The organism is Actinomadura vinacea (genome assembly GCF_039532545.1).
Classification (GTDB): Bacteria; Actinomycetota; Actinomycetes; order Streptosporangiales; family Streptosporangiaceae; genus Spirillospora; species Spirillospora vinacea.
Genome location: NZ_BAAARW010000016.1, coordinates 365791 through 390661 on the forward strand (window position 1 = coordinate 365791; position 24871 = coordinate 390661).

The window sequence follows — 24871 nt, forward strand, 5'->3', positions numbered from 1 at the left end:
GTCGTCCTCACTAGCCGTTGGGCCACACGATGGTCCTGGACCTGGCCACCTCGGTGCCGCCCTTCTCCACCACGATGTAGACCTGCTCGCCCACGCCGTTGTAGTCGAAGCGGTCCGTCTCGTTGCGGCCGCTGCCGTTCGTGGTCACTGTCGCGCCGGGGTTGGAGTAATCGTCGTTGGGAGCGACGGGCTTGATGTGGTATTCCGTGTTCGGCTCGAAGCCGGACATCTCGATATGCATCTTCGCGCACTCCGGCGCCTGGCAGTTCTCGTTGTAGTCCCCGGTCCGGCCGCGGGTGAGGACCACGACCGGCCCCGTGTCGACCTTGACTCTGGCCGCCGTGCCCAGCCCCGCGCGGTTCCTCGCGCGGACCGTGATCGTGTAGGTCTCGCCGGGGGTCAGCCGGGCCAGGTCGTACGAACGCCGGCCCTTACCGAGCTTGGCTTCGCCCGACTTGTCCCCCCTCCACGTGAGGATGTAGCCGGTCACCGGAGCACCGTTGTCCTCTGGGGCGGTCCAGTTGACCACCACCGTGCCGCCCTGCCGGTCGTACTTGACGGACGGCGCCCCGGGCGGGCCCGCCGGCACGGAATCGCGCCTGGCCGGCGGCGGCGCTGGGGGTCGGGAAGGCTCGGACGACCTCTCCGGCCCGGACGACCTCTCCGGCCTGGGCGGGCTCTCCGGCTGGGATGGCCTCTCCGGCTCGGGCGGGCTCGGGGTGACCGTCTCCTCGGGGGGCGGGGGCTGCGGGGGCTTGCGCTTCGGCTTGAACTTGCCGGGCACGTCGACCTGGCCGACCCGGCCGTTGGGATCGACCACCATGACGTGCTGGCCCTTGGGGTCGTCGACGTAGACACGCTGGTCCTCGCCGCGGTGGAGCCGGGGCGCCGCCGGATCGGCCGGCCCGCCGCTGCCGGGCGGCATCGTCATGCGGCCGCCCGGGATCGGCTCGCCGTCCGGCCGGTACGCGTGGACCGTGTTGTTCGTCTGGTCGAACAGGACGACCGAGGTGCCGCTCACGCTGGGCGGGGAGAAAGTGCCACTGGACGGCAGCCGTACGCTTTTGACCCTTCCCGCACGGTCCGTGCCGAGGGTGGAGGCGTCCGCCATGTGCAGCTGCCCGCGGTCCACCACAGCCACCTTGCCGGCGGCGCCCACGGGCGCCACCAGCGCACTGTCGCTCAGGTCCGTGCCGACCGGCGTCCCCTCGCCGAGCTCGCCCGCCTCCACGGGGACGAGCTCGTCCGAAGTGGTATCGACGAAGACCGGGCGGTCGCCGACCACGGTCAGCGCGCCCTTGTGGCCCGCGGGGGCGTAGGCCGGGCAGGTCACCTTGGTGGCCTTCGGGCTCAGCTTGCAGAAATGCCCCGTCGAACCCAGGCGGTGCAGCCAGAGAGAGCCGTCGGGGGTGACCACCGGATCGCCGAGCTGGTAGCCGCCGCCGGCCCTGATCACCGCGGGCGGGTCGCTCATGCGGAAGATGACGCCGGACTTGCGGTAGACCGCATAGGGGCCGCCGGGGACTTCTAGGGCGACCGGGCGCTCGTCCGCCGCCGGGGCCTGGTACGTCCGCAGCACCCGCAGGTCCGACTTGCCGAACTCGGTCACCCGGTTCCGGCCGAGCACGAAACCGCTCGACGGGCTCTGCACGACCTGGGTGTCGGCCCCCAGACCGGGAAGCTTCAGCCCGGCGTCCACCGTCTTGGCGGCACCGTTGACGTGGTAGATCGAACCGTCGGAGCCGTTGTAGACCCAGTGACCGCCCTGCAGCAGCTCCAGACCGGAGACGGGTCGCACCCCCGCGACCACGGCCGCGGCCACGGCCACCGCGCAGAGGCAGGCCACCAGGACGAGAGGTAGCCGACGCGGGCCCGGCCCATCGCCATCCCGCCGCGTGCGGGGAGACAGAACGCGGCGCAGCAAAGCGATCACGCGCTGACAGTAAACGAGCATCGGTCCCACTTCTCGAATCTGACCGGCATCGGCCGCAACCGTATGGCCACGGCCCCGGGAGGGGGCCCGGCCTGGAGGTCGCGCCACTACAGTCCTGCGCCGTCCGCGTGGGGCAGCGCCAGCTCGAAGATCGCACCTCCCTCTTCGGCGTTGTAGACGCGGAGCACGCCGCCGTGCGCCTGGGCCACCCAGCGGACGATGGAGAGGCCGAGGCCGCTGCCGGTGGAGCCGTCGCCACTGGTGAAGCGGTCGAAGGTCTCGCGGGCCGCCTCGGGGTCGATGCCCGGCCCCTGGTCGGCCACGACGACCCGCCCGCCGGCCACGGTGATGGACACGATCGCCACCGGAGCGCCGGGCCGCTTGCCGTGCCGGAGCGCGTTGGTGAGCAGGTTGCGGATGGCCCGCTGCATCAGCACCGGGTCGGCGTTGACCTTGGTGGGGGCGGCGCTCACCGCGACGCGTGCGCCCTCGGCGGGGGTCTCCTCCACCACCGTGGTGACGAGCTGGTCGAGCCAGACGGGCTGGATGGCGAGTTGCTCCACCCCGGCCGCGAGCCGGGCGCGGACCAGCAGGCCGTCGATGATGGCGCCCATGTCCGCGGCGAGCTTCACGGTCCGCGACAGCAGGTCGTCGCGCATGGTGGGGTTGGTGATGGCGGTCTCGGCGAGGGCGCGGAGGGCGGCCACGGGCGTACGCAGGTCGTGCGCGGTCTCGGCGAGCAGCACTTCCTGCTGCTCCAATGCCGCCGCCGCGGGGCGGATGGCGCGGCCCGATATGACGTGGCCGGCACCCACGAGGGCGAGGATGAGGAGCGTACAGCCGCCGATGACGGTGAGTGTCAGCAGATCGTGGGCGTCGTCGGATTGCGAGGCGTCGGCGACCGCGGCCACCGCCCCCGCGAACTGCCCGTTGCCGTTACGGAACGGTTCCACCCGGATCGCCGCGAACCGGCCGGTCGGCTCGCCGTCGCCGTCGCGGACCTCGACGAGCCCGCTCCTCACGGTTCCGGTCCGCACGGCGTCCGCGGCGTGGCCGGCGAGGTCGACGCCCTTGAACGGCACGCAGGCCTGCTTGCTGTAGTGCGGCGTGAAGCTGCCCGCGCCGCCGGGGAGGACCGCGAACTGCGGGCACTTGCGGTCGATCTCGTCGGCGGGGACGAACTCCAGATCCGGCGAACCGTCCTTGTCCTGCACCACGAGACGCTGCACGACCGCGGTCACCGTGCGCAGCTCCAGGTTCAGTTCCTGCTCACGCGCCTGTGCGTCCTGGTCGATGAAGAGCCAGGCGAGGATGATCAGCCCGACGGCGTTCATCGCGGCGAACAGCCCGGTCAGCAACCAGCGCAGCCGCCGCAACCCTTCCGAGGCGGAGCCGCTGGTGCCCCTGATGGTCGTGGGGGTGCTCACGCGCCCGAGCCTTCGAGCCGGTAGCCGCGGCCGCGCACGGTGTGGATCAGCTCAGGCGTACGAAGCTTGCCCCGCAGCCGGCGTACCGTCACGTCGACCACGTTGGACATGGGGTCGGTGCTGGAGTCCCAGCAGTGCTCGATCAGCTCGTCCCGGCCGACGACCTGCTCCGGCCGGGTCAGCAGGTACTCGAGAACGGCGAACTCCTTGCTGGTCAGGGTGAGCATCACGCCCCCGCGGCGCACCTCGCGCCGCGCGGAGTCCAACTCCAGGTCCGCGAGGCGCAGCACCGAAGGCCGGTTGGCACCCGAGCGCCGGGCCAGCGCCAGCACCCTGGCGGTCATCTCCGGCATCGCGAACGGCTTCACCAGGTAGTCGTCGCCGCCGTGCTCGAACCCGACCACCCGCTGAGCCAGTGAGTCCAGCGCGGTCAGGAAGAGCACCGGGAGCGCCCAGCCCCGCTGTCGGCGCGCATGCACGTACGTGACGGCGTCTCCGTCCGGGAGCATCCGGTCGAACACCACGCAGTCGTACGCACCCGCGCGCAGGTACGCGTCCGCGCCCGCGATGTCGGCCGCCTGATCCACCTGGAGGCCCTTGCCGGCCAGCTCCGTGGTCACGGCGAACCGCAGATTCGCGTCGTCCTCCACGACCAGCACCCGCATAACCAGGCCTTTCCCCGTGTCATCGGAACCTCATGTTGCCCGCCGGATCGTAGGGGTCGCGAGGTCATCGCATCCGGTGATGGCAGCCGCAGCTTAACCCCGACGAACCGGGGCTGCGGCTACTGGCAGGAACAGGACGAGTGCCCATGAGCGAGACCGGCGAGACGGTCAGCCCGGAGACCGGCCCGGCCACGGCCGAGCGGCAGGAGGCTCCGGCGCCCGCGCCCCGGCACACCGACCTTCGCCCCACTCCCCCCGTCGTCCAGGCCGCGCGGGCGAACACCGCCCCGGCCCAGGCCCTCCAGGTCGCGCAGCAGGCCGCCGAGGCGGCGGCCACCGCCGTACGCCCCAAGGCGGCGGCCGAGCGGTCGCAGTCCGCACCCCAGGTGGCCGCCGCGGCGGCGGTGGGGCTGCCCGCGCCGGCCACCCCCGTTTCCCCGCGGCCGCAGCCGCCGGAGCCGACCGGTGAGCTGCCGATCGTCCGGATCATCTGCTGGCAGCTGGCCCTGGTGCTCGCCTTCACCGCGGCCGGGCGCCCGTGGCCGCCGGCCGTCGCGCTCGCCGGCGCCGCCGTCCTGCTCCTCGCCCTCTCCGCCCTGCGGGTGAACCGCCAGTGGCTCTCCGCGGTCCTGGCACGGCGGGTACGGCTGGCGCTCCGCTTCCGTACGCACGACCTCTCCACCGCGGCCGACCGCCCGGCCACGCTGCTCTCCCGGCTGGCGGACGGCGCACGGGCCGGCTCCACCAACCTCGGCGGCGTGCCCGCGGGCACCGTGAGCCGCCGCGAGGAACTGGTCGCGGTGCTGCGGCCTGAGGGCGACCCGCGGACGCTCACCCGCGCCGTGTTCTCCGACGCGCTGCTGCCGGAGCCGGAGGACAGCGTCCCCCGCCTGGGGCTGCGGCTGGTGCTCCACCGGGGCCCGAACCAGCAGGTGCCCCGCGCCTGGCTGGCCGTACGGGCCCGGCGCGACGTGGACTTCGCCTCCGACGAGGCCGTGGCGATCCCGCTGGGCAACGCGGTACGCCGCATCCTGCGCCGCACCCGCCGGCTGGGCGTGACTCTGTGCGCCGTACCGGAGGACGAGCTGCACACCACGCTGATCGCACTCACCCACACCGGGCCGGGCCGCCACCGCCTGCACGAGCAGTGGCGGTACTGGCACGCCGGCCCGATCACCCAGCTCGCCATGGCGCTCTCCGCGCACGAGGACGGGCCTGCGGACCGGGCCGCCGCCCTGCACCGGCTGCTCACCCTCGAGCCCGGTGTCGCGCTCACCGTCGCCGTCGCGGCGGACACCGCCGGACTCTCCGGGATGCTGCGGATCGCCGCCACCACCCCCGAACTGGCCGACAACGCGGCCGCGCGCCTCGCGGCGCACAGCAAGGACCTGCGCATTCGACTGGAACGGCTGGACGGGCTGCACGGGCCGGCCGTCGCGCTCACCCTGCCGATCGGAGGAGAACTGTCATGACCACCACGCACCTCACGAAGCCGCCGGCCCACCGGCGTCCGCCGGCCACGCCGGTCCGCCGCCACGGCCACGCCCCCCGCCCGGTCCAGCCGGACCGGCCCCGGCGCCTGCCACGGCCGTCGGCCCACGCCGGCATCGACGCGGCGCTGGCCACGGCCACCCGCGAGGTGGTCGTGCTCTGCCCGCTGTCGGCCGCCACCGGTGAGCCGATCGGCATCCCCCGCCAGGTCGACCTCGACAACCTGCGGCGCGGCGTGCGCTACCGGGTGCTCTTCCCGGACCATGCCCGCATCGTGCCCGCGCTGGCCACTCGGCTGAAGGCGCTGGCCCTTGCCGGTGCCGACGTACGGACCGTGCCCGAGGTGCCCGGCCATGCCGTGATCATCGACGGGGCGCTGGCGGTGCTCCCCGGTGAGCAACGCGGCAAGGAGCCTGCGATCGGGGTCGCGTTGCTCCGCCTGCCCAGCGTGGTGGAGGCCATCACCCGGCTGTTCACCCAGGCCTGGGCGGCCGCCGTGCCGATCCGCACCTGCGGGGCGCATGAGCACGGGGAGCTGTCCGACCGGGAGAGGGAACTGCTGAAGCTGCTGGCGGCGGGCTGCACGGACGCGGCGGTCGCGGCGAGGCTGGAGGTCTCGGTCCGTACCGTGCGGCGCAGCATGGCCGCGATCATGAGTCGGCTCGGCGCGCGCAGCCGCTTCCAGGCCGGCCTCAAGGCCGCCGACCGCGGCTGGCTGGCGGAGGCGAGCCGATGACGCTGACGGCCGCGAGCCAGGGCCGGTCGGTCCTGGTGGACCCGGAGCGGCATGGTGCGTACGCGACCATCGGCGACGCGCTCGCCGAGGCCGCGGACGGCACCACCGTACTGATAGCCGCCGGCACGTACGCCGAGACGTTCGAGTTGATGCGGCGCGAGGTGACGCTCCGGGCCTTCGAGGGCGCCGAGGTGGTGCTGGACGGCTCCGGGGCCGACCGGCCGGTGCTGCGGGTCAGCGGCGGTTCGATCGGGCTGCACGGGCTGACCGTGACCGGGGGTGCCGGTGGGGTGCAGGCCGATGGGGCCGAGGTGACGGTGGCGCGCTGCGCGCTGAAGGGCCTACGGGGGCCGGGCATCGCGATCCGGGGTACCGGGCCGGTGAGCGTACGGGAGACCACCGTCGCCGACGCCGAGCACGGGCTGCTGATCGAAGGGGCGTCCGGTTCCCTGGAGAACGTGATCGTGGATAACGTCGCCGGGGACGGCATGATCATCGGCCTCGGCGCGGATCCGGTGCTGCGCTCCTGCACGGTGACCGGCTGCGGGCAACGTGGGCTTTACGTCTTCCAGCACGCCCGGCCGGTGCTGCAGAGCTGCGCGATCGGGCGTACCGGAGGCGCCGGGGTCGTGGTGGCGCACCGCGCCGCGCCCGTGCTCCGGGAAACACGCATCTCCGACACCCGCGGCGTCGGCGTGGAGATCAGTGCCGGCTGCGCCGGCGCGGTCGAGGCCTGCGAGGTGAGCAACACCGCCGAGCCGGGCGTCTTGCTCGCGCCCGGCTCGGAGACGAAGGTGAGCGATTCCGCGGAGCGTACCCGCGGCGGCGGCACCACGCTGGAGGAACTACTCGGCGAGCTGGACGCCATGGTCGGGCTGCCCGGCGTGAAGTCCGAGGTACGGGGCCTGGTGGACGAGATCGGTGTGAACGCCTGGCGGCGCCAGGCCGGGCTCGCCACCGGCACCATCGGCCACCACCTGGTCTTCGCCGGCGCGCCCGGCACCGGTAAGACGACGGTGGCGCGCACGTACGGCCGCCTCCTCGCCGAACTCGGTGTGCTGCCCGGCGGGGGTTTCCGTGAAGTGGCCCGGCGCGACCTGGTCGGCCAGTACGTGGGGCACACCGCCGAGAAGACCGCGCAGGTCTTCGAGGAGTCCTTGGGCGGTGTCCTCTTCATCGATGAGGCGTACACGCTGTCCCGGCAGGGGGGCGGCGGCAACGACTTCGGCCAGGAGGCCATCGACACGCTGGTCAAGCTGATGGAGGACCACCGCGAGGAGATCGTGGTGATCGTGGCCGGCTACACCGGCGAGATGGCGCGGTTCCTCGCCGCCAACCCCGGGCTGGCCTCCCGGTTCGCCCGTACGGTGGAGTTCGAGAACTACACGCCGGCGGAGTTGACCGACATCATCGGGCGGATGGTGCGGGCCGGTGACTATGAGCTGGACCCGTCGGGCACACCGGAGCTGGGGGCGTACTTCACGCGGATCTCTCGTGAGACCGACTTCGGCAACGCCCGCGACGCGCGCAAGCTCTTCGAGAGCGCCCGCACGGCCCAGGCACGCCGCCTCCGCGGCCTCGGCCACATGCCCGGCCCCGACCAGCTCCGCCTTCTGACCGCCGACGACGTACGAACCGCCATAGACGGCGTCCGCCGCACATGACCCCGGGAGGGCCGTGGGATCACTCGTCCGGGGGCTGAGCTATCTTCTGTGGTTGTGCGAATACTCGTCACTGAGGACGACGAGAATCTCCGGATCGCGGTCGACGGTGCGCTGCGCGGCGCGGGCTACGCCGTGGACACCGCGGCCGACCTGCCCGAGGCGGACGAGGCGCTCAGCGTCAACGCCTACGACGGCGCGGTCTTCGACCGCATGCTGCCCGGCGGCGACGCGCTCGCCTACGTGATCGAACGGCGCCGCGGCGGCTGGCCCGTACCGGTGCTCTTCCTGACCGCACGGGACACCGTGCGCGACCGCACCGACGGCCTTCGGGCCGGCGACGACTACCTGGTGAAACCGTTCGCCATGGCCGAACTGCTGGTCCGCGTGGGCGCCCTTTGCCGGCGCGGCGGCACCACCGTAACGCTCCCGGTCCTGCGTCACGGCGACCTGGAGCTGGACACCGGCCGACACGAGGCCCGCCGCGCCGGCACCCTGCTCATCCTGACCGCCAAGGAATTCCAGGTCCTCCACCGGCTGGTGGCCGCCGCCGGCGAACCGGTCACCCGGCGCGACCTGATCGCGGAGGTCTGGGACGAGTACGTGCCCCCCAACTCCAACGTGCTCGACGTACTGATCGCACAGCTCCGCCGCAAGCTCGGCCCCCGGCAGATCCTGCACACCGTACGCGGCGTCGGCTACATGATCCGCTGACCGCGCACCCGCATCACGATCCCCTTGGCGTCGGTCAAGATGACCAGGAGTTCCTCGGCCGTGCGCGGCACCGGCGTCACCGAGGCGTTCGGCGAGCCGTCCGACCAGGCAGTCGAAGCTGTTCCGCGCGGCCGCGAAGACGTCGACATCGGCCCCGGCGACATGGCATTCCATAGATGGACATCCAGCTGGACCCTAGTTAGAGTTCAGACATGCCCCCACGGATGACGTTGCAGACCCAGCTGGTGCTGCGGGCACTGCTGCGCAACCCCGCCCACGAGATGTACGGGCGCCAGCTCGCCGACGAGACCGGACTGATGCCCGGCACCACCCACCCGATCCTGCTCCGCCTGGAGCAGGCCGGCTGGGTCACCTCCCGCAAGGAGGACATCGACCCCCACGCCGAAGGGCGCCCCGCCCGCCGGTACTACCGGCTCACCGCCACCGGCGCCGCCCAGGCCGGCGCCGCCCTGGCCAAAGCCCGCCGCCCCCGCACCACCGCCCTGCGCGACCTGGCCGGAGAAGGCGGCACCCTCTGATGGTCGCCGCACTCACCCGTGGCGCCCGTGTCCTCACCGTCGGGATCATCAGCGCGTCGATACTGACCGGCGTGATCGGTGGGGCCGGCCTCGCCCTCGTCCTCTTGATCGCTGCTGGCACCGAGCCCCACACCGGCGGCAGCAGCCAATCCTCTGGCCATGTCATCGCCCTCGCCATTCCCCGCACCGGAGCCGGGGGTTTCCTATGGCGTTGTTTCCGACGTCTCTACGGCCTGGTCGACGGCTTCGTGGGACTGCCCGTTGAGAACGGGGCCCGCCGTCTGGTGACGGGCGGGATCACCTACTGGGGCGAGCGATGCCAGGGCCAGGCCACACGGCACCCCACCCGCGTCGAGGTGGGAGGGTGGCCGACCTGGGCCGTCTCGCTGCTCATGCCGCCGCAGGCCCGGCAACGGTGGCTGGACGACATCGCCGAGGCGCTGCACGACCACGCCCCTGACGAACACCGCGAGCTGCTGCGCGACTTCTCGGTCCACGCGCCGGCCGTCATCGTGCGCAGCTGGACCGCTCACCTGTCCCGCCGGCGCCCCTAGCCGGCCCCTCCCGGAGCGAGGCAATGACCACCCCAGCCACCAACTCCACTCCCGCACGCCGCAAGGCATCATTCGGGCTGGCCGCCACCCTGCTGGCCGTCCCGGCAGCCGTCGCCTTCCTCGACCCCGGACTCGCGGCCATCCTCTTCACCGCCGAACTCGCCGTCGTTCTACTCATCCTGACCGCAGCGGTCTTCAGCCCGCGCACCACCAGCGAGCGCGCCTTCCGCCTGCTGCGCTGGATGACCGGAAACCCCGAGCCTGCCCACCAGGACACCTCACCCTCTCCCCCTGCCTGACCACCGGACCGCAGCCACCAAACGACCCGAAGGGGGGCCACCGGTCAGGTGGCCCGGATAACGGGCGGACGTTGTGACGCGGTTCACCACTGCGAGTGCAGACCAGCGCCCGCTTCTCGATGACGCCGGCCGTACGACTGCTCGGACCCGCATCCCTGAGGCGCACCATGCCCAGCACTCATCGCGATCTCACCGGCGCGGTCTACTGGTTCTACGACTGGTTCCACACCACCGACCCGTGGTCCAGCTCGTTCAGCGCCACGGCGAGTGAGTACAACTCGCCGTCCGCCTCGCGGTAGATCCCGGCCCACGCCTGCTCGACCGCGGGATGCGGCTCGTACGGCCGGGCGAAGTCGCGTTCGACGCACTCCGCGGGGATGTCCGCACCCCGATGCGGCACAGCGTCAGCACCGCGTCGTACAGGCTCGGCGCCCGCAGCGTGGCCTGGATCAAGGTGTGGAGCCGGGGCACCGCCGAGAACGCCGCGGCCACCTCCGGCGACTTGCCACCGAGCGCGAACTCCAGCCGGCGGTACCTGAAAGAGCGGTACATGGCGGATTGCGCCCCCGACTCCGTCCCCAGTTCGTCCCGCAGCGCCGCGAACTCCGCAGGCGTGATCTTGCTCAGCCGCTTCCAGGAGGCGGTGAGCATCCGCTGGACGTGCACGGCACGGCGCAGGCGCCATAAGGCCGGCTCCAGCAGGTCGTCCAGCAGCAGGTCCCGCGCTCAGTTGACCTCGGTGAACAACAGCTTGAACAACAACTCCTGCGTCTTCCCGGTGACGTAGAACAACAGCTCCGCCGCCTGCTCGGTACGCGGGTACTCCAGGCACAGCAGGACCTCGACCTGGCGGTGACCGATGTAGGGCGTACCGCCCTCGTTGACGCTGCCGATAGTGAAGTCGAGCAGCGACTCCCCCTGCGCGGTCTCCGCCCCGCGCTCCGGCCGGGCCGAGTCCCGGGACCGGCCGATGACCGCTTCATGCTCCATCAAAGGTTGACTCCAATACGTAGCCGCCGAGCGCATTCGACCAGGTCGATCGCGGATTCGGTTCAGGTGATCGCGTGGGTCCCAGCTTCACCGCGGGAAACCGCACGCCTGATCGCCGGACTCCGGGCCTTCGACCACAAGGTCACACGCTGAACCCGCCGCGGCCTGAGTGCCCCTGGGCCACCAGATCTGCGGGCGGCCTCGATCGGCTCTTCCAGAACGCAGGACCTTGCGACAGACACGTGAAGCGTGGCGAGGCGACCGTTATGGAATCACGCGCATACCGGCTGGATCGCTCCCCGCAGGGCACGGCGGTGCAGCCGGTCGAGGCCGTATTGATGGTTGGCCTTCATCTTGGCAATGTTCAGCAAGGCCTTGCAGCGCAGGGGCGAGCTGCGTAGTTCCACCGTGCCTACCAGCTGATCGATGAATGCGACGGTGATCCGGTCTAGCTCGGGGCGCACCTCAGTGGCCAGATCGGGACGTTCGGTCGGTGCCAGTTCCGGGTGTTCCGTCCACAGGTCGAAGAGTTCCCGCTGCACGACCTTGTACTCGTGCCCGGCGGCGATGACGTCCGCCACGGTCATGTCGAGTGCGGCCAACTCGGTTCCCAGACCGCGGGAGCGGGTCTTGGCGATGTCGGCCATCGTCAGGTGGTTGCCGGCCAGATCCAGCTCGACACCGTCGAACTATGAAGGGAGAGGCGTCGAACACGCGACAGAGACTAGGAACTGTGCCCACTCGATGTCGTCACCCGGGCGAGCCATATGTGGTCCCCTGAACGGGTGACTGCCGTATGGCCTCTGTGCAGCGGACCACCGACCAGCCGCGTCAAGACGGGGCACGTCCGGTCCGTGGTGCGGCTCACGGGACGCAGCCAGGTCGGCACCGCCGGTCCGCCGGACGCGCGGCGGCGTGCACCGGCCCGGCACCTTTCGCCCCGCAGCTCACCCTCCGTACCCGCGATCTCAGCGGATCCGTAAGGCCGTGGAACGGTGTGGGGCGTGGCTCAGGATGCGACAGAGAAGCAAAGTGACTCGAAACCTGTTTGAGCCTCGCCCTGGCATTCGCACAAACATAGTGGCCACACGAGGACAATGGCCGAATGCCGCCTTTCACTTGACTGCCGCCTGCTACTCGGATGCAGTGAAGTCAGGAGCGTCCACGCACTGACAGGAGAAGATCCATGCCCGAAGCCATCACCCCCCAGCAAGGCTTCAACGACTTCTGGACATGGATCAATGCGGAAATTCAAAGTATCGAAACCGCCCGCGCCCTCAAGGGGGGTGGCGGATGGGAGCAATGGGCGCTCATCCAGTTTCTGCTTTGGCAGACCGCACGCCGCCCGACGGTGAGTTACCAGCGCGAATTCAAAGTCAAGGGCCTGAGAAGAGCCTTCGATATCGCCTACAACCTGCCCTCCAATGTCCCGATCACCCCGGACAAGCCCCTGATACTGACGCAGTGGAAAGCCAAGAATGACGGCAACGAAGCGAGCAGGGAGGCTCAGACGGACCTCGGGACGCTTCAGGAATTCAAACAGCACATCTACACTCACGTCGAAACTGTCGCCGGCATGAAGGTGCCCATACTCCCCATTCTGGTGATACTTTGCCCCGAACAAGTTAATTTTCAAGGGGTACAACCGTCTGAGAAGATCGGTAATTCGGACGTCCGCTTGTGGACTTCCACGGACAAGACGCTCTCCGCCTACGGACTGCTGTGAGCTCCGCTGGACAAGCGATCCGCGAGGTCGCGCACAGTGATCCCCAGTAGTGCGCCCCACGGCGCCGGCTTGTCGAGCGAGAGCGCTGGCATCAGCGGTGCCGATGAGCTGTCGTAGCCAACGACGTCCCAAGGGCAGTGGTCGGATCGGGATATGCGGAGTGGTCAGCCCAGACGGGCGCGCAGCCGGTAGGGGCCGATGCGTTTGGGGTCGCCGCATCGGTTTCCGCACCCCACAGGGTTCCTGGTCAGGGGCGCGGCGTGCTTCAGAGGTCGCGGATCGGCTCGCCGGCCTGGTCGCCCACCGGGACCGCCCCGGCGTCGATCGACTCGATGTAGTGGTCGATCGCGTTGCCGGGGGATCCGTCGAAGACGACGCGCCCTTCGCCCACGACCAGGACCCGGTCGAAGTCGTCCAAGGTCTCCAGTTGATGGGTGAGCAGGATGACCTGCTGGGGCAGGGTGCGCAGCGTCTCCATGACGGTTCGCACGTTCCGCCGGTCGAGCAGGGTGGTCGGCTCGTCGCAGACCAGGATCTCCGGCTCGGTGACCAGGACCGCCGCCAGTGCGAGCATCTGCTTCTGGCCGCCGGACAGCAGATGCGCCGCATGGTCGTGGTGGTCCGCGAGCCCGTACCTGGCCAGGACGTCGGTGACGCGGGCGGCCACTTCCTCCTTGGACAGGCCCCGGTTTCGCAGGCCGACCGTCACGTCCTCGGCGACCGTCGGCATGATGATCTGAGTTCCGGCGTCGGGGAACACGAAGCCGACCTTCCGCCGTACGGCCCGGCCCTGCTTCATGGTGTCCAGGCCGTCGACCAGGACCTGTCCCGAGTCGGGCAGGATCAGGCCGTTGAGCAGCCTGGCCAGGGTCGACTTGCCCGAGCCGTTCGCACCGATCAGCCCGATCCGCCGTTCCGTCAGCCGCAGCGAGATGTCGTGCAGGACCGGGCGGTCGCCGTACCCGTGCGTGACGTTCGCGAGTTCGATCACGCGCGCCCCTGGGGACGTCCGGCGCGCGGGACGGGGTACGAGCGGTGCACACCGGCGGCGATGGCGGCGGCGAAGGCCGCCTTGACCACGTCGCCGGGGAGGTACTGGATCGCGCTCCAGAGGGTCGCCAGCTCCCAGCTCCCGGTGCGCCAGGCGGTCACCGGGATGCCGAACGCGTAGATCACCGCGATACCGCCGACGACGTTGAACAGCAGACCTGTCCAGAACCGGTACCTGGGGAGGACCCGGTCGACGAGCACGCCTGTGACGTACCCGCCGAAGGCCCATCCGACCAGGTACCCGGCGGTCGGCCCCGCGAGGGCGCTCAGCCCGCCGCGTCCGCCGGACAGCAGGGGCAGACCGGCCGCGACCAGGACGAGGAACGCGATGACGGCCAGCGCGCCTCGGCGTGCGCCCAGGATGCTCGGTGCCAGCATGACGCCGAGGGTCTGTGCGGTGACCGGCACGGGCGAGCCGAAGACGGGGATCGCGCCGGGCAGGCCGAGAACGGCGATGACCGCCGCGAACAGCGCGATGAGCGCGAGGTCTTGCGGCGCGAGAACGCTCTGGCGAGGCTCGGTGAGAGTCTGCTCGGCACCGTCCGGGGGCGCCGTCTCGGAGGCGGCGGTCTGGGACGTGATCGCCGCGATGGTCTCTGTGGTGCCGGGCTTGCCGGTGTCCTTCACCCGGTTGTCGTTGGTGCTGTCGGTCATCGCGTCGTCTTTCGTGTGGAAAGTGCGTTGCGGCGGAGCTGTGCTCCGGTCAGGTCAGCCAGGCCCGACGGCGTTGCTCCTCGCAGGACCTCACAAACAGGGCGTCACGGTCCCGCAGGGGCCAAGCGCCAGTGTCTGTCGAGCAGCGTGAGTTCGAACCCGTGAGCTGTCAGCTGCGCGAGGATGTCGGGGTCGAGCATGGCGTGCATGGCCAGGCCGTCCGAGAGGCCCACCAGTTCGACCGCCAGTCGCGAAGCGGACAGCGCGGGGTCGACCTGCCCCGTCTTCTGGGCTTCGACGATGATGCGCTCGACCACCCGTCGCCAGTTGTGGAGGTAGTCGGCCACCTCCTCGCGAGCAGCCGGGTCGGCGGCGGCCTCGGCATAGAAGACGAGGAAGATCCTCGTCATCGCGACGCGCCGGTCGTCCAGGGGGAGGACGCTTTCGACGAAGAGCTTCAGGCGCCGCAGGGGATCGGTGGTCGCGTCGAGCCGCAACTCGCGGAACATGCGGCCCTGGATCTCGGCGGCGCGGCGCAGCGCGCCCAGGAGCAGGTCGCGGTGGGACTTGAAGTAATGGTTGAGGACCCCTGTCGACCAGCCTGACCGTTCCGCGACCGCCCGGGTCGTCACGGCCTTGATCCCGTGCTCAGCGGCGATGGCCAGCGCCGCGTCCGCGAGTTCCGACCTCCGCAGGTCATGATCCACGACCTTGGGCACCGTCTCTCCTTCCGAGCTCTAAATTATGTCACTTGATCTATATAGACAAGGCTTGAGGGTGGGGCGACGCCCACTGTAACAGGCCCTCTCTTGGGCTGACCTCAAGAAACCTCTGCTCGTAAGGGTTGACGTCTCGGTTGCGAGGTGCCTATTTTTTTGGATCGTTCGATATGTATAGATCGGAGATCATGTGCATCAGGACGGGCAGGCCTCGGTCGCGGTGGCGCTGCGGTGGCGTGATCTCGACCACCAGGGCCACGTCTACCACGCGACGATGTTGACGCTCCTGGACGAGGCGCGGACCGAGTGGCTGCGCGCGGCCGTCGGTGTGGAGTCCCCGGACGAGTACGTGGTGGCGCGGGTCGAGATCGACTTTCTGGCCGAGACCGTTCGGTCGAACGATCGCATCGACGTCACTTTCGACATCACGCGGGTCGGGTCGAGCAGCCTGACGACGACCGAACTCGTCCGGACGCCGGACGGCAGGGATGTCGTGCGGGCCGCGGTCACGGCCGTCATGTGGGACAGGGTCCTGCGCAAACCCAGACCCCTCACGGACGCCGAGCGGCACAACGCCGCTGCGTGGTCCGCGGTGCGGCGGCAGGAGCAGCCCCATGTCTGAGGCGGTCATCGCGGCCACGGCGCGGACGCCGATCGGCCGTGCGGACAAGGGGTCGTTGCGGGACGAACGACCGGACGACATGGCGGCCCAGGTCGTTCAGGCGGTGTTGGACTCGCTGCCCCAGCTGGAGGGCGTGCCGGTCGACGATCTGCTCCTGGGGTGCGGATCACCGGGTGGCGAGCAGGGCTTCAACATGGCCCGTGTCGTCTCCGTTCTGATCGGCCGCGACGATATCCCGGGCGTGACCTTGACGCGGTACTGCGCGTCCAGCCTTCAGACCACGCGCATGGCCATGCACGCCATCCGGGCCGGCGAGGGAGAGGTGTTCGTGTCGGCCGGTGTCGAATCGGTCTCCGCCTACGCGCGCGGCGAGTCGGACTCCTGGCCGGGCACGATGAATCCGGCGTTCGACGAGGCGCGTGAGCGTTCGGCGTCACAGGTCGCCGGTTCCACGGGGTGGAACGATCCGCGACAGTGGAAGCGGATGCCGGACGTCTATCTCGAGATGGGGCAGACGGCCGAGAACGTCGCGCTCCACTACGGCGTCACTCGCGCCGACATGGACGCCTATGCGCTCGCCTCCCAGCAGCGCGCCCGCGCCGCCGCCGAGGCGGGGTTCTGGCAGGCCGACATCACTCCGTACGTCCGCGCCGACGGAACGACGGTCGCCACCGACGACTCGCCGCGGCCGGGGACCACGGCCGAGGGCCTCGCGGCGCTGGCACCGTGTTCCGCCCGGACGGCCGCGTCACCGCGGGCAACGCCTGTCCGCTCAACGACGGAGCCGCCGCGCTCGTCGTCATGAGCGACAGGCGCGCACGCGAACTCGGGATCCGGCCGCTGGCGCGAATCGTGTCGACGGCGGTGACCGCGCTGTCGCCGGAGATCATGGGCGTGGGCCCCGTCGAGGCGACGCGCAGAGCGCTCGCCCTGGCCGGAATGACCGTTGCCGACGTCGACCAGTTCGAGGTGAACGAGGCTTTCGCCGCTCAGGTCCTGCCCTGCCAGCGGGAGCTGGAAATTCCCGACGACCGGCTCAACGTCAACGGAGGAGCGATCGCGCTCGGCCATCCCTTCGGATCGACCGGCGCGCGGATCACGGCGACTCTCCTGCACTCGCTGAAGGCGAACGACAAGGAGATCGGGCTCGAGGCCATGTGCGTCGGCGGAGGCCAGGGCATGGCGATGGTCCTGGAACGACTGTCCTGAGGATTTCGGGCTCGCGACCGCGTGCGGCCGGGGCCTCCGGGGTGTACGGACGGAAGGAATGCCTATGAAGTACCGCATACGGCGGTCGGTCGGCACCGCGGTCCTGGTCGCGCTCTCACTCACGCTGGCGGCGTGCGGCGCCTTCGAGCGCGAGGGCGGCAACGTCGATGAGATCCGGATCCTTGTCGCGGCACCCCTGACCGGCGATTCGGCCGAGACGGGCCGGGACATGGTCAACGGCGCCAGACTCGCCGCGCAGTACCTCAACGAGAAGGGCGGGATCCAGGCCGGCCCGTTCAAGGGGAAGCGGATCGTCTTCAGGAAGGCCGACGATCAGCTCGAGACCGAGGCGGCGACCACGATCGCCGCGAAGTTCGCGGGCGACGGCGACCTCTTCGCGCTCACCGGCTTCGTCACCAGCGGTCAGGCGCAGGCGGCCGGCGTCGTGCTGCGGCGGTACGAGCTGGGCGCGGTCGTGTCGTTCGCGTCCGCCGACTACCTGACCGCCCAGTCCGACAATCTCGTCATCGTCTCGGCCTCGGTCTCCAACTTCGCGCGCGTCGCCGCCGACTTCGCGGCCTCCGTTCTCGGGGTCAGGAGGGTCGCGAGCATCGCCGGTGACTTCTCGTTCCTCGACTCCTACTACGGCGGCCTCGACGATGTCTTCAAAAGAAACGGCGTGGCCAGCGTCTCGCGGCAGACCTACGCCGACGGGGCCGCCGAATACTCCACGCTGCTGACCCGCGCGAACAACGCACGCCCCGACGTCCTGATGAGCGGGGCGTTCCAAGCCGACGCGGGCAAGATGGCCGCCCAGATGCGGGCCGCCGGTATGACCCAGCCCTTCGTCGACTTCCTCGGTGAAGGATGGGGCACCACGTTCTCCGAGTCGGCCGGGTCCGCGCTCGGTGCCGGCGACTACTACCAGATGGACCCGGCGGACGTGTTCCCCGAACCGGGAACGCTGCTCGCCGAGATGGACCGGCGCTTCCAGCGGCAGCACGGTGTGGGCGTGTTCGCCCGCGAAGCCTCCGCGGCGGGCGGCGGGACCGGCGATGGTGCCGCGGACAGAAAGGTCATGTAGTGAGTTTCAGCTGGAAAGACGCGCTGGAGGAGTTGGAACGGCGCCGCGTGCGAGCCCGAGAGCTGGGCGGGCAGCGGCGCGTCGACCGCGCCCACGAGCAGGGGCGCTACACGATCCGTGAACGGATCGCGCGGGCGTCGAGCGCGTTCTACGAGGTCGGCGAGTTCGCGGCCTACGACGACGTCGACGCCACGGGCGAGCTCCTCGGCAAACTTCCCTCCAGCTACGTGTGCGGCCTGGCCGAGTTCGCGGGCAGGCCGTCGTCGACACGTGCAGCACGTTCCACCTGCCCATCGTCTACTTCGTGGACGTCCCCGGCTTCATGGTCGGACCCGAAGCCGAGCGCGGCAATGTCGTGCGATGGGGCATGCGAGCGATCCAGTCCATCGTGGAGGCCGAGGTCCCGGTCGTCACGATCCAGGTGCGCAAGGCCTACGGCATGGCGGTCTCGGCCACCTCGAGCCCCGACAGCCTGAGCCTGCGCATCGCCTGGCCGACCGCGGAATGGGGCGACCTGCCGGTGGAGGGCGGCGTCGAAGCAGGCTTCAAACGCGAGATCGAGGCCGCCGAAGACCCCGTCGAATACCGCAGGCTCGCCGAGGAGCGGATGCTGGCGCTCGCCGACCCGTGGCGCACCGCCGAGGCGTTCGGCGTCGAGAGCATGATCGACCCGCGCGACACCCGCGAGATCGTGTGCGCCTTCCTCAACGCCTCGCTCGCCAGGGTCCGCACCAGCCTGGGGCCGCAGCGGCGGCGCTGGAGCGTCCGGCCCTGACACCGCCCCCGGCGCTGCTCCGCAAGTCACGAAAGGAAATGCCATGAGCGTTATCGAATCCGACACCACGGCGGTCGTGTGGAAGGTCCTCGTCAAGGAGGGCGACAAGGTCGACGATGGCGCCCTCGAGTCGATGAAGATGGAGATCCCGATCGAGGCCGAGGAATCCGGAACCGTGGTCACGGTGCACGTCGCCGAAGGAGCGGCCGTGTCCGACGGCGACACGCTGGTCACCCTCGGATGAGCGCGGCCGTGTTCTCACGCGTCCTCGTCGCCAACCGCGGCGAGATCGCGATCCGGGTGTTCCGCACCCTGCGGCGCATGGGCATCGAGAGCGTCGCGGTGTACTCCGAGGCGGAGGCCGACGCTCTCCACGTCAAGGCCGCGGACCGCGCGGTGTGCATCGGTCCCGCACCTGTCGCTGAGAGCTATCTGCGAATCGACCGCGTCCTGGAGGCGGCACGCGAGAGCGGAGCGGAGGCGATCCACCCCGGCTACGGGCTGCTCGCCGAGAGCGCGGAGTTCGCCGAGGCATGCGAACAGGCCGGGCTGGTGTTCATCGGCCCCAAGCCGTCCGCGACGCGCGCGATGGGCTCGAAGATCTCCGCTCGCGCTGTGATGACCGAGGCCGGCGTGCCCGTGGTGCCCGGTTCCCTCGAACCGGTCCGCGACCTCGAGCATGGGCTGACGCTCGCCTGGGACATCGGGTATCCCGTGGCGGTCAAGGCGTCGGGTGCGGGCGGCGGCAAGGGGTTCCGTGTCGCGAACTCGCCGGAGGAACTGGGCCGGGCGATCGAGGAGGCGCGCGGTGAGAGCGAGCGCTTCTTCGGCGACGGCACCGTCTACCTCGAGCGCTATCTCCACGACCCGCGCCATGTCGAGGTGCAGGTCCTGGCCGACACCCACGGCAACGTGATCCACCTCTTCGAGCGCGACTGCTCGGTGCAGCGCCGCCACCAGAAGCTCATCGAGGAATCGCCCGCGCCCCAGGTCTCACCGGAACTGCGGGAACGGATCGGGCGCATCGCCGTCGACGCCGCACGCGCCGTGGGCTACCGCTCGGCGGGCACCGTCGAGGGCCTCCTGGTGGGGGCGGACTACTACTTCCTGGAGATGAACACCCGCATCCAGGTCGAACACGGAGTCACCGAGATGGTGACCGGAGTGGACATCGTCGAGCAGCAGTTGCTCGTCGCGGCGGGACTCCCGCTCGCCGTCCCGGTGGACGAGATCAGGCTGTCCGGGCACGCGATCGAGTGCCGGATCAACGCCGAGAACGCGAGCAAGCGGTTCCTGCCGGCACCGGGCGAGATCACCGAATACGCAGAACCCGCAGGGCCGCACGTGCGGATCGATTCCGGAGTCGAAAAGGGGACGCGGGTCCTGCCGTACTACGACCCGCTGATGGCGAAGCTGGTCGTGTGGGGCGAGAACCGGGAACGGGCGACGGCCAACATGCTCGCCGCGCTGGAGGACTAACGCATCGAGGGCGTGGCCACTCTCATCCCGTTCCACCGCGCCCTCCTCGCGACCGACCAGTGGCGGCACGCGGAGACGTGCCGTGACCTCATCGAGGACAGGGCGTGGCTCAAGTCGATCAGCGGGTGACCGGCACGGAGTTCGACCACACCTCCTTCGCGGTCCGCGATATGGCGTACTGGGTGCGCCGGTTGAGGCGGGACCTGGGAGCGACGCCGATCGCGGGGGAGGTACTGCCCGAATTCCGGTACCTGCTCTTCCATGTCGGCGACGAGCGGGCCGGGGCGCGCCTGGAGTTGATGGACGCCCGGGGCGACGGCTTCCTCACACGATTCCTCGCCCGGCACGGGGACGCGCCGCACCACCTCACCTTCATCGTCTCCGACCTCGCGGCGACCGTGGAGCGGGCGCGCCGCCAGGGGCTCGCGGTCGTCAACGACGATCTCGGCCATCCGCCCTGGCGCGAGGCGTTCCTCGCTCCGGACGCGATCCACGGGGTCGTCGTCCAGCTGGCCCAGACCACGCGGCGGTTTCCCGGCGATGCGGAGTTGCTGGCCTCCCGTGACCGTGACGCCTCCCGATACCCGAGCAACCGCGGAGCGGCGGACCCGTGCTGGTGGACCTCCGTCTGGGACGAAGCACCACTCCGGACGGCGACGCTGGGACCCACGGTGCTGCACTCGGTCGATCTCGGCGCGTCGGCGTCCTTGTTCGGCGACCTTCTCGGCGGATCGGTGCGCCGGGACGGCGATGACGAACTCCGGATCTCATGGGGGCGGCGCTCCCTCGTCGTCCGCGCCGGATCGCCGCCCGGAGTGGCCCACGTAGAAGCCGAAGGAGGGCCCCCGGCGGGGCTCGCCATCGGCCGTGTCCTGATCGGAGCAGACCGATGAACCCGTCGACCGAACCGGTCCTCGCCGACAAGGGCGAGGACGGCGTCCTGGTGGTCACCTTGAACCGGCCCGAGGCGCGCAACGCGGTCAACGACGCGCTCGCCGCCGCGGCGGCGGCGATCATGCGCGACTTCGACGCCGACCCTCGGCTTCGCGTGTGCGTGCTGACCGGCGCCGGCGGCGGCTTCAGCGCGGGCCTGGACCTGAAGGCCTTTCTGCGCGGCGAGGTCGGCGAAGACCCGGAGCGGGGTTTCGCCGGTATCACCCGCGTACCGCCCCGCAAACCGGTCGTCGCCGCGGTCGAGGGGTTCGCGCTGGCGGGCGGTTTCGAGATCGTCCTGGCCTGCGATCTGGTGGTCGCCTCGCGCGATGCGAGGATGGGGTTGCCGGAGGTGCGCCGGGGGCTGGTCGCCGATGGCGGAGGACTGCTGCAGATGCCCCGCCGGCTGCCGGCGAACGTCGCGATGGAGATCGCCCTCACCGGTGCCGAGGTCCTTCCCGGGCGGTTGCACGAGCTCGGCCTCGTCAACGTCGTCGCCGAGCCAGGGCAGGCGCTCGATCAGGCGCTCATACTGGCACGCGCGATCGCGCGCAACGCCCCGCTCGGTGTGCTGGCGAGCAAGGACGTGCTCACCGCGTCGCCGTCCTGGGATCCGGACCAGGCATGGGAACGCCAGCACGGCCTGGTGTCACCGGTCTGGAAGTCCGATGACGCAGAGGAAGGCGCGCGGGCGTTCGCGGAGAAACGCGCCCCTCGGTTCAGCGGCCGCTGAACCGGCGGGCGGCGGTTCCTCGCCGGCATCGCCGAGAGCCCGGGCTCAGCCCAGGAATGCGGAGATCCCGAGGCGGAAGTCGTCAAGGGAGACCGCCGGCCGGTCGTTGCTCCGGGTCGCCTCCCGGATCGGCGCAAGCGCCGCGCCCACCGCACGTTTGGCGGCGCGGACCGCGGCGGGCGGCTGTTCGGCGATGCGGGCCAGGGTGCGCTCGGTGAACGTGGCCAGTTCGGGGCCGGGCAGGTGCCGGTCTGCCAGGCCGGCCGCCACGGCCGCCTCCGCGTCGAGCAGGCGCCCCGTGTACAGCAGTTCGCGCGCCGCCGAGGGGCCGGCGACCGCGACCATGCGTGCCGCGAACGATGGGCTGGCCATGATGCCCAGGCGGGCGATCGGCATGCCGATCCGTGCCGAGTCGGCCATGAAGCGCAGGTCGCAGGACAGGGCGAGCTGGCAGCCGGCCCCGGCGGCGACACCGTGGATCTCCGCCAGCACGGGCACCGGGCATTCCTCCACGGCGCGGAACGCCGACTCCATCCGGGCGAAGGAGTCCTCGACCGCCTCGGGCTCGGTGTCCCGCCACTCGGTCATGTCCGACCCGGCGCAGAAGGTGCCGCCTCGCCCGCGGATGACGATCGCCCGTATCGCGTCGGACTCCCCGAGTTCGCGGACGCGGTCGTGCACCTGGCTCCAGCCCGCGCCGGACAGGGCGTTCCGCCTGGACCCGCTTCCGATGGTGATGTTCGCGACGGGCCCGTCGGTGCGTGTCTCGACGAGCGGGACGACGGGCCGGAAGGGTGTGCCGGGGCGGTCGAGTCCGGCGGTCATCGCACCGCCCCGCGGGTACGCAGGTCGGCCATCCGGGCGGCGTCCACGCCCAGTGCGGCCAGGACGTCGCCGGTGTGCTCGCCGTGCCGGGGCGGCGCGGTGCGGACCCGAGGCGGGCTGGCCGACAGCTTGATCGGTGACGTGATGGTGCGCACGGCTCCCGCGGTGGCGTGCTCGGTCTCGACGACCATCCCGCGGGCGATGACCTGTGGGTGTTCCAGTGCTTGCTCGACCGTGTTGATCCTGCCGGCGGGCACGGCCGCGGTCGAGAGCACCTCGCTCCACTCCTCGGCGGAGCGCGCCGCCAGGGCCTTCTCGATCAGGGGGAGGAGTTCGTCCCGGTTGCGGACCCGGTCCGGGTTGGTGGCGAATCTCGGGTCGTCCACGAGGTGGCCGAGACCGACCGCGGGTGCGAAGCGCCGCCACAGGCCGTCGTTGCCCACGGCGATCATGATGTGCCCGTCGGCGGTCGGGAACGCCTGGTAGGGCACGATCGTCGGATGGGCCGAGCCGAACCGGCCCGGGATCCGCTCGGTGGCGAAATAGCCGGAGGCCACGTACGTCAGCCAGGAGATCTGGCCGTCGAGCAGCGATACGTCCACCCACTGTCCGCGGCCTGTGCGACGACGCTCGTGCAGGGCCGCGAGTATGCCGATCGTGGTCCACATGCCGGCGGCGAGGTCCGCGCCGGCCACGCCGAAGCGGACGGGCGGACCTTCCGCCTCGCCCGTCACGCTCATCATCCCGGACAAGGCCTGGGCGATCGCGTCGTAGCCGGGCGCGTCACGCAACGGGCCGGTCTGGCCGTAGCCGCTGATCGAGGCGTAGACGACGGCGGGGTTGCCGGCCGAGATCTCCTCATAGCCGAATCCGAGCCGGGCCGCGGTACCGGGCCGGAAATTCTCCACGATCACGTCGGCGGTGCGGGCCAGCCCGCGCACGAGCTCGCGGCACTCCGGGTCCTTGAGGTCGACGGCGACACTGCGCTTGTTGCGGTTGACGCTGAGGAAGTAGGCGGCCTGATCGCCCTGGTAGGGCGGGGCCCACGCTCGGGTGTCGTCCCCGTGGCGATGGTCCTCGATCTTGATCACGTCGGCGCCGAGATCGGCGAGGGCCATGGTGCCGAAGGGGCCGGACATGATCCGGGACAGGTCGAGCACGCGGAGCCCGGCAAGGGCGCCGTCATGTTCGAGCCACGGCGATGACTGTGCCGATGCGTGCATGGTGGGTTCCGCCTCCAGCAGATACGAGAGTGGCCGAGTGGCTGAGCCACTTATCCATTGGGCCTGTGTGGGCGATCCTGTTATGTTGGCCGGGCGCCTGTCAAGGGGGAGTCGAGTGTCCACTTCTGAGTCGTTGCGTCCGGTAACCCGCCTGCGCCTGTACGAGCAGGTGGTCGCCCAGCTGCGGGAATACGCCGCGACGGCCGGGCTGAAGCGCGGAGACCGGCTGCCCTCCGAGCGAGAGCTCGCCGAGCGGCTCGGCGTCAGCCGGGCGTCGATCAAGCAGGCCATCGTCGTACTCGAAGTGCAGGGGCTGGTAGAGATCCGCCATGGCGGCGGGACCTTCCTGCGCCAGGACAGCCTGCGCGCCGAGCCCGTCGCCGTACTGGTCGACCGGCGGCGCCGGCTGCCGGACGTGCTCGACGCCCGCGAGGCGCTGGAGACCAAGCTGGCCGAACTCGCGGCCCTCCGCCGGACCGAGGACGATCTCGCGGCCATCGACGCCGCCCTGGAGGCGATGCGCGCCGAGGTCGAAGGCGGCCGATTGGGCGAGGAGGGCGACCGCCGCTTCCACGGCGCCGTCACGGCCGCCGCCCACAGCGAACTCCTGGCCGAGTTCATGCGCGAGATCGCCGACCAGATCGCCGAGAGCCGCCACGAGTCGCTGCAGCAGCCCGACCGCCCCGCGCAGTCGCTGGCCCAGCACGTGCGGATCGCCGACGCCGTCCGCGCGCGGCAGCCCGACGCCGCGGTCGCCGCCATGCGCGCCCACCTTGCGACGGTGCGGGCCGTACGGCTGCTGAACTGGAAGCCCGACGCGGACGACTGAA

General features: G+C 70.7%; 28 protein-coding genes and 2 pseudogenes. 17 read left to right on the forward strand and 13 right to left on the reverse strand.

From position 1 onward, the window contains the following. Nucleotides 1-10: 10 nt before the first annotated feature. The 3 genes from ABD340_RS22960 to ABD340_RS22970 all read right to left on the reverse strand — a co-directional run bounded on the left by ABD340_RS22960 (nt 11) and on the right by ABD340_RS22970 (nt 4025). Nucleotides 11-1846 carry a fibronectin type III domain-containing protein gene (locus ABD340_RS22960; RefSeq protein WP_344591482.1) on the reverse strand — a complete coding sequence of 612 codons (1836 nt, stop codon included), beginning with the start codon at nt 1844-1846 and terminating at the stop codon, nt 11-13. Nucleotides 1847-2040: 194 nt separating this feature from the next. Continuing rightward, complete coding sequence (locus ABD340_RS22965; protein WP_344591484.1) at nt 2041-3360, reverse strand: sensor histidine kinase; 1320 nt, start codon at nt 3358-3360, stop codon at nt 2041-2043. Then, nucleotides 3357-4025, reverse strand: a complete 669-nt coding sequence (locus tag ABD340_RS22970; RefSeq protein ID WP_344591485.1) for a response regulator transcription factor — start codon at nt 4023-4025, stop codon at nt 3357-3359. Before ABD340_RS22970 ends, ABD340_RS22965 begins: the two co-directional genes overlap by 4 nt. Nucleotides 4026-4171: 146 nt before the next feature. On the opposite strand from ABD340_RS22970, the gene ABD340_RS22975 reads away from it, so the two are divergent. Genes ABD340_RS22975 through ABD340_RS22990 form a run of 4 tightly spaced genes read left to right on the forward strand, consistent with a single transcriptional unit; the run spans nt 4172 to nt 8627 of the window. After that, nucleotides 4172-5497: a hypothetical protein gene (locus ABD340_RS22975; RefSeq protein ID WP_344591486.1), complete on the forward strand. Its 1326-nt coding sequence runs from the start codon at nt 4172-4174 to the stop codon at nt 5495-5497. Beyond that, complete coding sequence (locus ABD340_RS22980; protein WP_344591488.1) at nt 5494-6252, forward strand: helix-turn-helix transcriptional regulator; 759 nt, start codon at nt 5494-5496, stop codon at nt 6250-6252. Before ABD340_RS22975 ends, ABD340_RS22980 begins: the two co-directional genes overlap by 4 nt. Beyond that, nucleotides 6249-7916: a right-handed parallel beta-helix repeat-containing protein gene (locus tag ABD340_RS22985; RefSeq protein WP_344591490.1), complete on the forward strand. Its 1668-nt coding sequence runs from the start codon at nt 6249-6251 to the stop codon at nt 7914-7916. Before ABD340_RS22980 ends, ABD340_RS22985 begins: the two co-directional genes overlap by 4 nt. 54 nt (nt 7917-7970) lie before the next feature. After that, complete coding sequence (locus tag ABD340_RS22990) at nt 7971-8627, forward strand: winged helix-turn-helix domain-containing protein (protein WP_344591492.1); 657 nt, start codon at nt 7971-7973, stop codon at nt 8625-8627. Here the strand turns inward: ABD340_RS22990 and ABD340_RS22995 are convergent. Beyond that, nucleotides 8612-8776 (reverse strand): hypothetical protein, encoded by a 165-nt coding sequence (locus ABD340_RS22995; protein WP_344591494.1) that lies wholly within the window; start codon nt 8774-8776, stop codon nt 8612-8614. The two genes, ABD340_RS22990 and ABD340_RS22995, sit on opposite strands and share 16 nt — an antisense overlap. Before the next feature lie 63 nt (nt 8777-8839). Between ABD340_RS22995 and ABD340_RS23000 the strand changes: the two genes are divergently transcribed. Genes ABD340_RS23000 through ABD340_RS23010 form a run of 3 tightly spaced genes read left to right on the forward strand, consistent with a single transcriptional unit; the run spans nt 8840 to nt 10019 of the window. Beyond that, complete coding sequence (locus ABD340_RS23000) at nt 8840-9166, forward strand: PadR family transcriptional regulator (protein ID WP_344591495.1); 327 nt, start codon at nt 8840-8842, stop codon at nt 9164-9166. After that, entirely contained in the window at nt 9166-9720 is a 555-nt protein-coding gene (locus ABD340_RS23005) for a hypothetical protein (RefSeq protein WP_344591496.1), read from the forward strand. Before ABD340_RS23000 ends, ABD340_RS23005 begins: the two co-directional genes overlap by 1 nt. A 23-nt stretch (nt 9721-9743) precedes the next feature. Continuing rightward, nucleotides 9744-10019 (forward strand): hypothetical protein, encoded by a 276-nt coding sequence (locus ABD340_RS23010; protein WP_344591497.1) that lies wholly within the window; start codon nt 9744-9746, stop codon nt 10017-10019. Between the two features lie 211 nt (nt 10020-10230). Here ABD340_RS23010 and ABD340_RS23015 read toward each other — a convergent pair whose 3' ends face one another. The 4 genes and pseudogenes from ABD340_RS23015 to ABD340_RS23025 all read right to left on the reverse strand — a co-directional run bounded on the left by ABD340_RS23015 (nt 10231) and on the right by ABD340_RS23025 (nt 11656). Beyond that, a complete protein-coding gene (locus ABD340_RS23015; protein WP_344591498.1) occupies nt 10231-10419 on the reverse strand; it encodes a tryptophan 2,3-dioxygenase in 189 nt (62 codons plus the stop codon). A 107-nt stretch (nt 10420-10526) separates the two neighbouring features. Then, nucleotides 10527-10736: pseudogene (locus ABD340_RS48015) on the reverse strand (tryptophan 2,3-dioxygenase family protein); the annotation flags it as partial. Between the two features lie 9 nt (nt 10737-10745). Then, nucleotides 10746-11009 (reverse strand): tryptophan 2,3-dioxygenase, encoded by a 264-nt coding sequence (locus tag ABD340_RS23020; protein WP_344591500.1) that lies wholly within the window; start codon nt 11007-11009, stop codon nt 10746-10748. A gap of 272 nt (nt 11010-11281) precedes the next feature. Then, on the reverse strand, nt 11282-11656 hold the full coding sequence (locus ABD340_RS23025; RefSeq protein ID WP_344591501.1) for a chorismate mutase family protein: 375 nt from the start codon (nt 11654-11656) through the stop codon (nt 11282-11284). A 539-nt stretch (nt 11657-12195) separates the two neighbouring features. On the opposite strand from ABD340_RS23025, the gene ABD340_RS23030 reads away from it, so the two are divergent. Then, nucleotides 12196-12735: a hypothetical protein gene (locus tag ABD340_RS23030; RefSeq protein ID WP_344591503.1), complete on the forward strand. Its 540-nt coding sequence runs from the start codon at nt 12196-12198 to the stop codon at nt 12733-12735. Nucleotides 12736-13000: 265 nt separating this feature from the next. Here the strand turns inward: ABD340_RS23030 and ABD340_RS23035 are convergent, their stop codons facing one another. The 3 genes from ABD340_RS23035 to ABD340_RS23045 all read right to left on the reverse strand — a co-directional run bounded on the left by ABD340_RS23035 (nt 13001) and on the right by ABD340_RS23045 (nt 15158). After that, nucleotides 13001-13726, reverse strand: coding sequence for an energy-coupling factor ABC transporter ATP-binding protein (locus ABD340_RS23035; protein ID WP_344591504.1), 726 nt, complete (start codon nt 13724-13726; stop codon nt 13001-13003). After that, the gene (locus tag ABD340_RS23040) at nt 13723-14439 is read right to left on the reverse strand and encodes a biotin transporter BioY (protein ID WP_344591506.1); all 717 of its coding nucleotides are present in this window, start codon (nt 14437-14439) and stop codon (nt 13723-13725) included. Before ABD340_RS23040 ends, ABD340_RS23035 begins: the two co-directional genes overlap by 4 nt. Before the next feature lie 104 nt (nt 14440-14543). Beyond that, nucleotides 14544-15158 carry a TetR/AcrR family transcriptional regulator gene (locus ABD340_RS23045; RefSeq protein WP_344591508.1) on the reverse strand — a complete coding sequence of 205 codons (615 nt, stop codon included), beginning with the start codon at nt 15156-15158 and terminating at the stop codon, nt 14544-14546. 190 nt (nt 15159-15348) lie between these two features. On the opposite strand from ABD340_RS23045, the gene ABD340_RS23050 reads away from it, so the two are divergent. From ABD340_RS23050 to ABD340_RS23085, 8 genes and pseudogenes are all read left to right on the forward strand, one after another. After that, on the forward strand, nt 15349-15780 hold the full coding sequence (locus tag ABD340_RS23050) for an acyl-CoA thioesterase (protein WP_344591510.1): 432 nt from the start codon (nt 15349-15351) through the stop codon (nt 15778-15780). Continuing rightward, nucleotides 15773-16989: pseudogene (locus ABD340_RS23055) on the forward strand (acetyl-CoA C-acetyltransferase). Before ABD340_RS23050 ends, ABD340_RS23055 begins: the two are co-directional and overlap by 8 nt. Before the next feature lie 64 nt (nt 16990-17053). Further along, nucleotides 17054-18073 carry an ABC transporter substrate-binding protein gene (locus ABD340_RS23060; protein ID WP_344591511.1) on the forward strand — a complete coding sequence of 340 codons (1020 nt, stop codon included), beginning with the start codon at nt 17054-17056 and terminating at the stop codon, nt 18071-18073. Nucleotides 18074-18302: 229 nt separating this feature from the next. After that, nucleotides 18303-18848, forward strand: a complete 546-nt coding sequence (locus ABD340_RS23065) for a carboxyl transferase domain-containing protein (RefSeq protein ID WP_344591512.1) — start codon at nt 18303-18305, stop codon at nt 18846-18848. 43 nt (nt 18849-18891) lie between these two features. Next, on the forward strand, nt 18892-19092 hold the full coding sequence (locus ABD340_RS23070) for an acyl-CoA carboxylase biotin carboxyl carrier protein subunit (protein ID WP_344591513.1): 201 nt from the start codon (nt 18892-18894) through the stop codon (nt 19090-19092). Between the two features lie 8 nt (nt 19093-19100). Continuing rightward, a complete protein-coding gene (locus ABD340_RS23075; protein ID WP_344591515.1) occupies nt 19101-20327 on the forward strand; it encodes an acetyl-CoA carboxylase biotin carboxylase subunit in 1227 nt (408 codons plus the stop codon). Between the two features lie 104 nt (nt 20328-20431). Continuing rightward, complete coding sequence (locus ABD340_RS23080) at nt 20432-21220, forward strand: VOC family protein (RefSeq protein WP_344591517.1); 789 nt, start codon at nt 20432-20434, stop codon at nt 21218-21220. Then, nucleotides 21217-21993: a crotonase/enoyl-CoA hydratase family protein gene (locus ABD340_RS23085; protein WP_344591519.1), complete on the forward strand. Its 777-nt coding sequence runs from the start codon at nt 21217-21219 to the stop codon at nt 21991-21993. Before ABD340_RS23080 ends, ABD340_RS23085 begins: the two co-directional genes overlap by 4 nt. A 45-nt stretch (nt 21994-22038) precedes the next feature. On the opposite strand, the gene ABD340_RS23090 is transcribed toward ABD340_RS23085, so the two are convergent. Both ABD340_RS23090 and ABD340_RS23095 read right to left on the reverse strand, forming a co-directional pair. Further along, entirely contained in the window at nt 22039-22818 is a 780-nt protein-coding gene (locus ABD340_RS23090; protein WP_344591521.1) for an enoyl-CoA hydratase/isomerase family protein, read from the reverse strand. Further along, entirely contained in the window at nt 22815-24041 is a 1227-nt protein-coding gene (locus ABD340_RS23095; protein ID WP_344591522.1) for a CaiB/BaiF CoA transferase family protein, read from the reverse strand. Before ABD340_RS23095 ends, ABD340_RS23090 begins: the two co-directional genes overlap by 4 nt. A 115-nt stretch (nt 24042-24156) precedes the next feature. On the opposite strand from ABD340_RS23095, the gene ABD340_RS23100 reads away from it, so the two are divergent. After that, nucleotides 24157-24870, forward strand: coding sequence for a FadR/GntR family transcriptional regulator (locus ABD340_RS23100; protein ID WP_344591523.1), 714 nt, complete (start codon nt 24157-24159; stop codon nt 24868-24870). The last annotated feature ends 1 nt before the right edge of the window (nt 24871 follow it).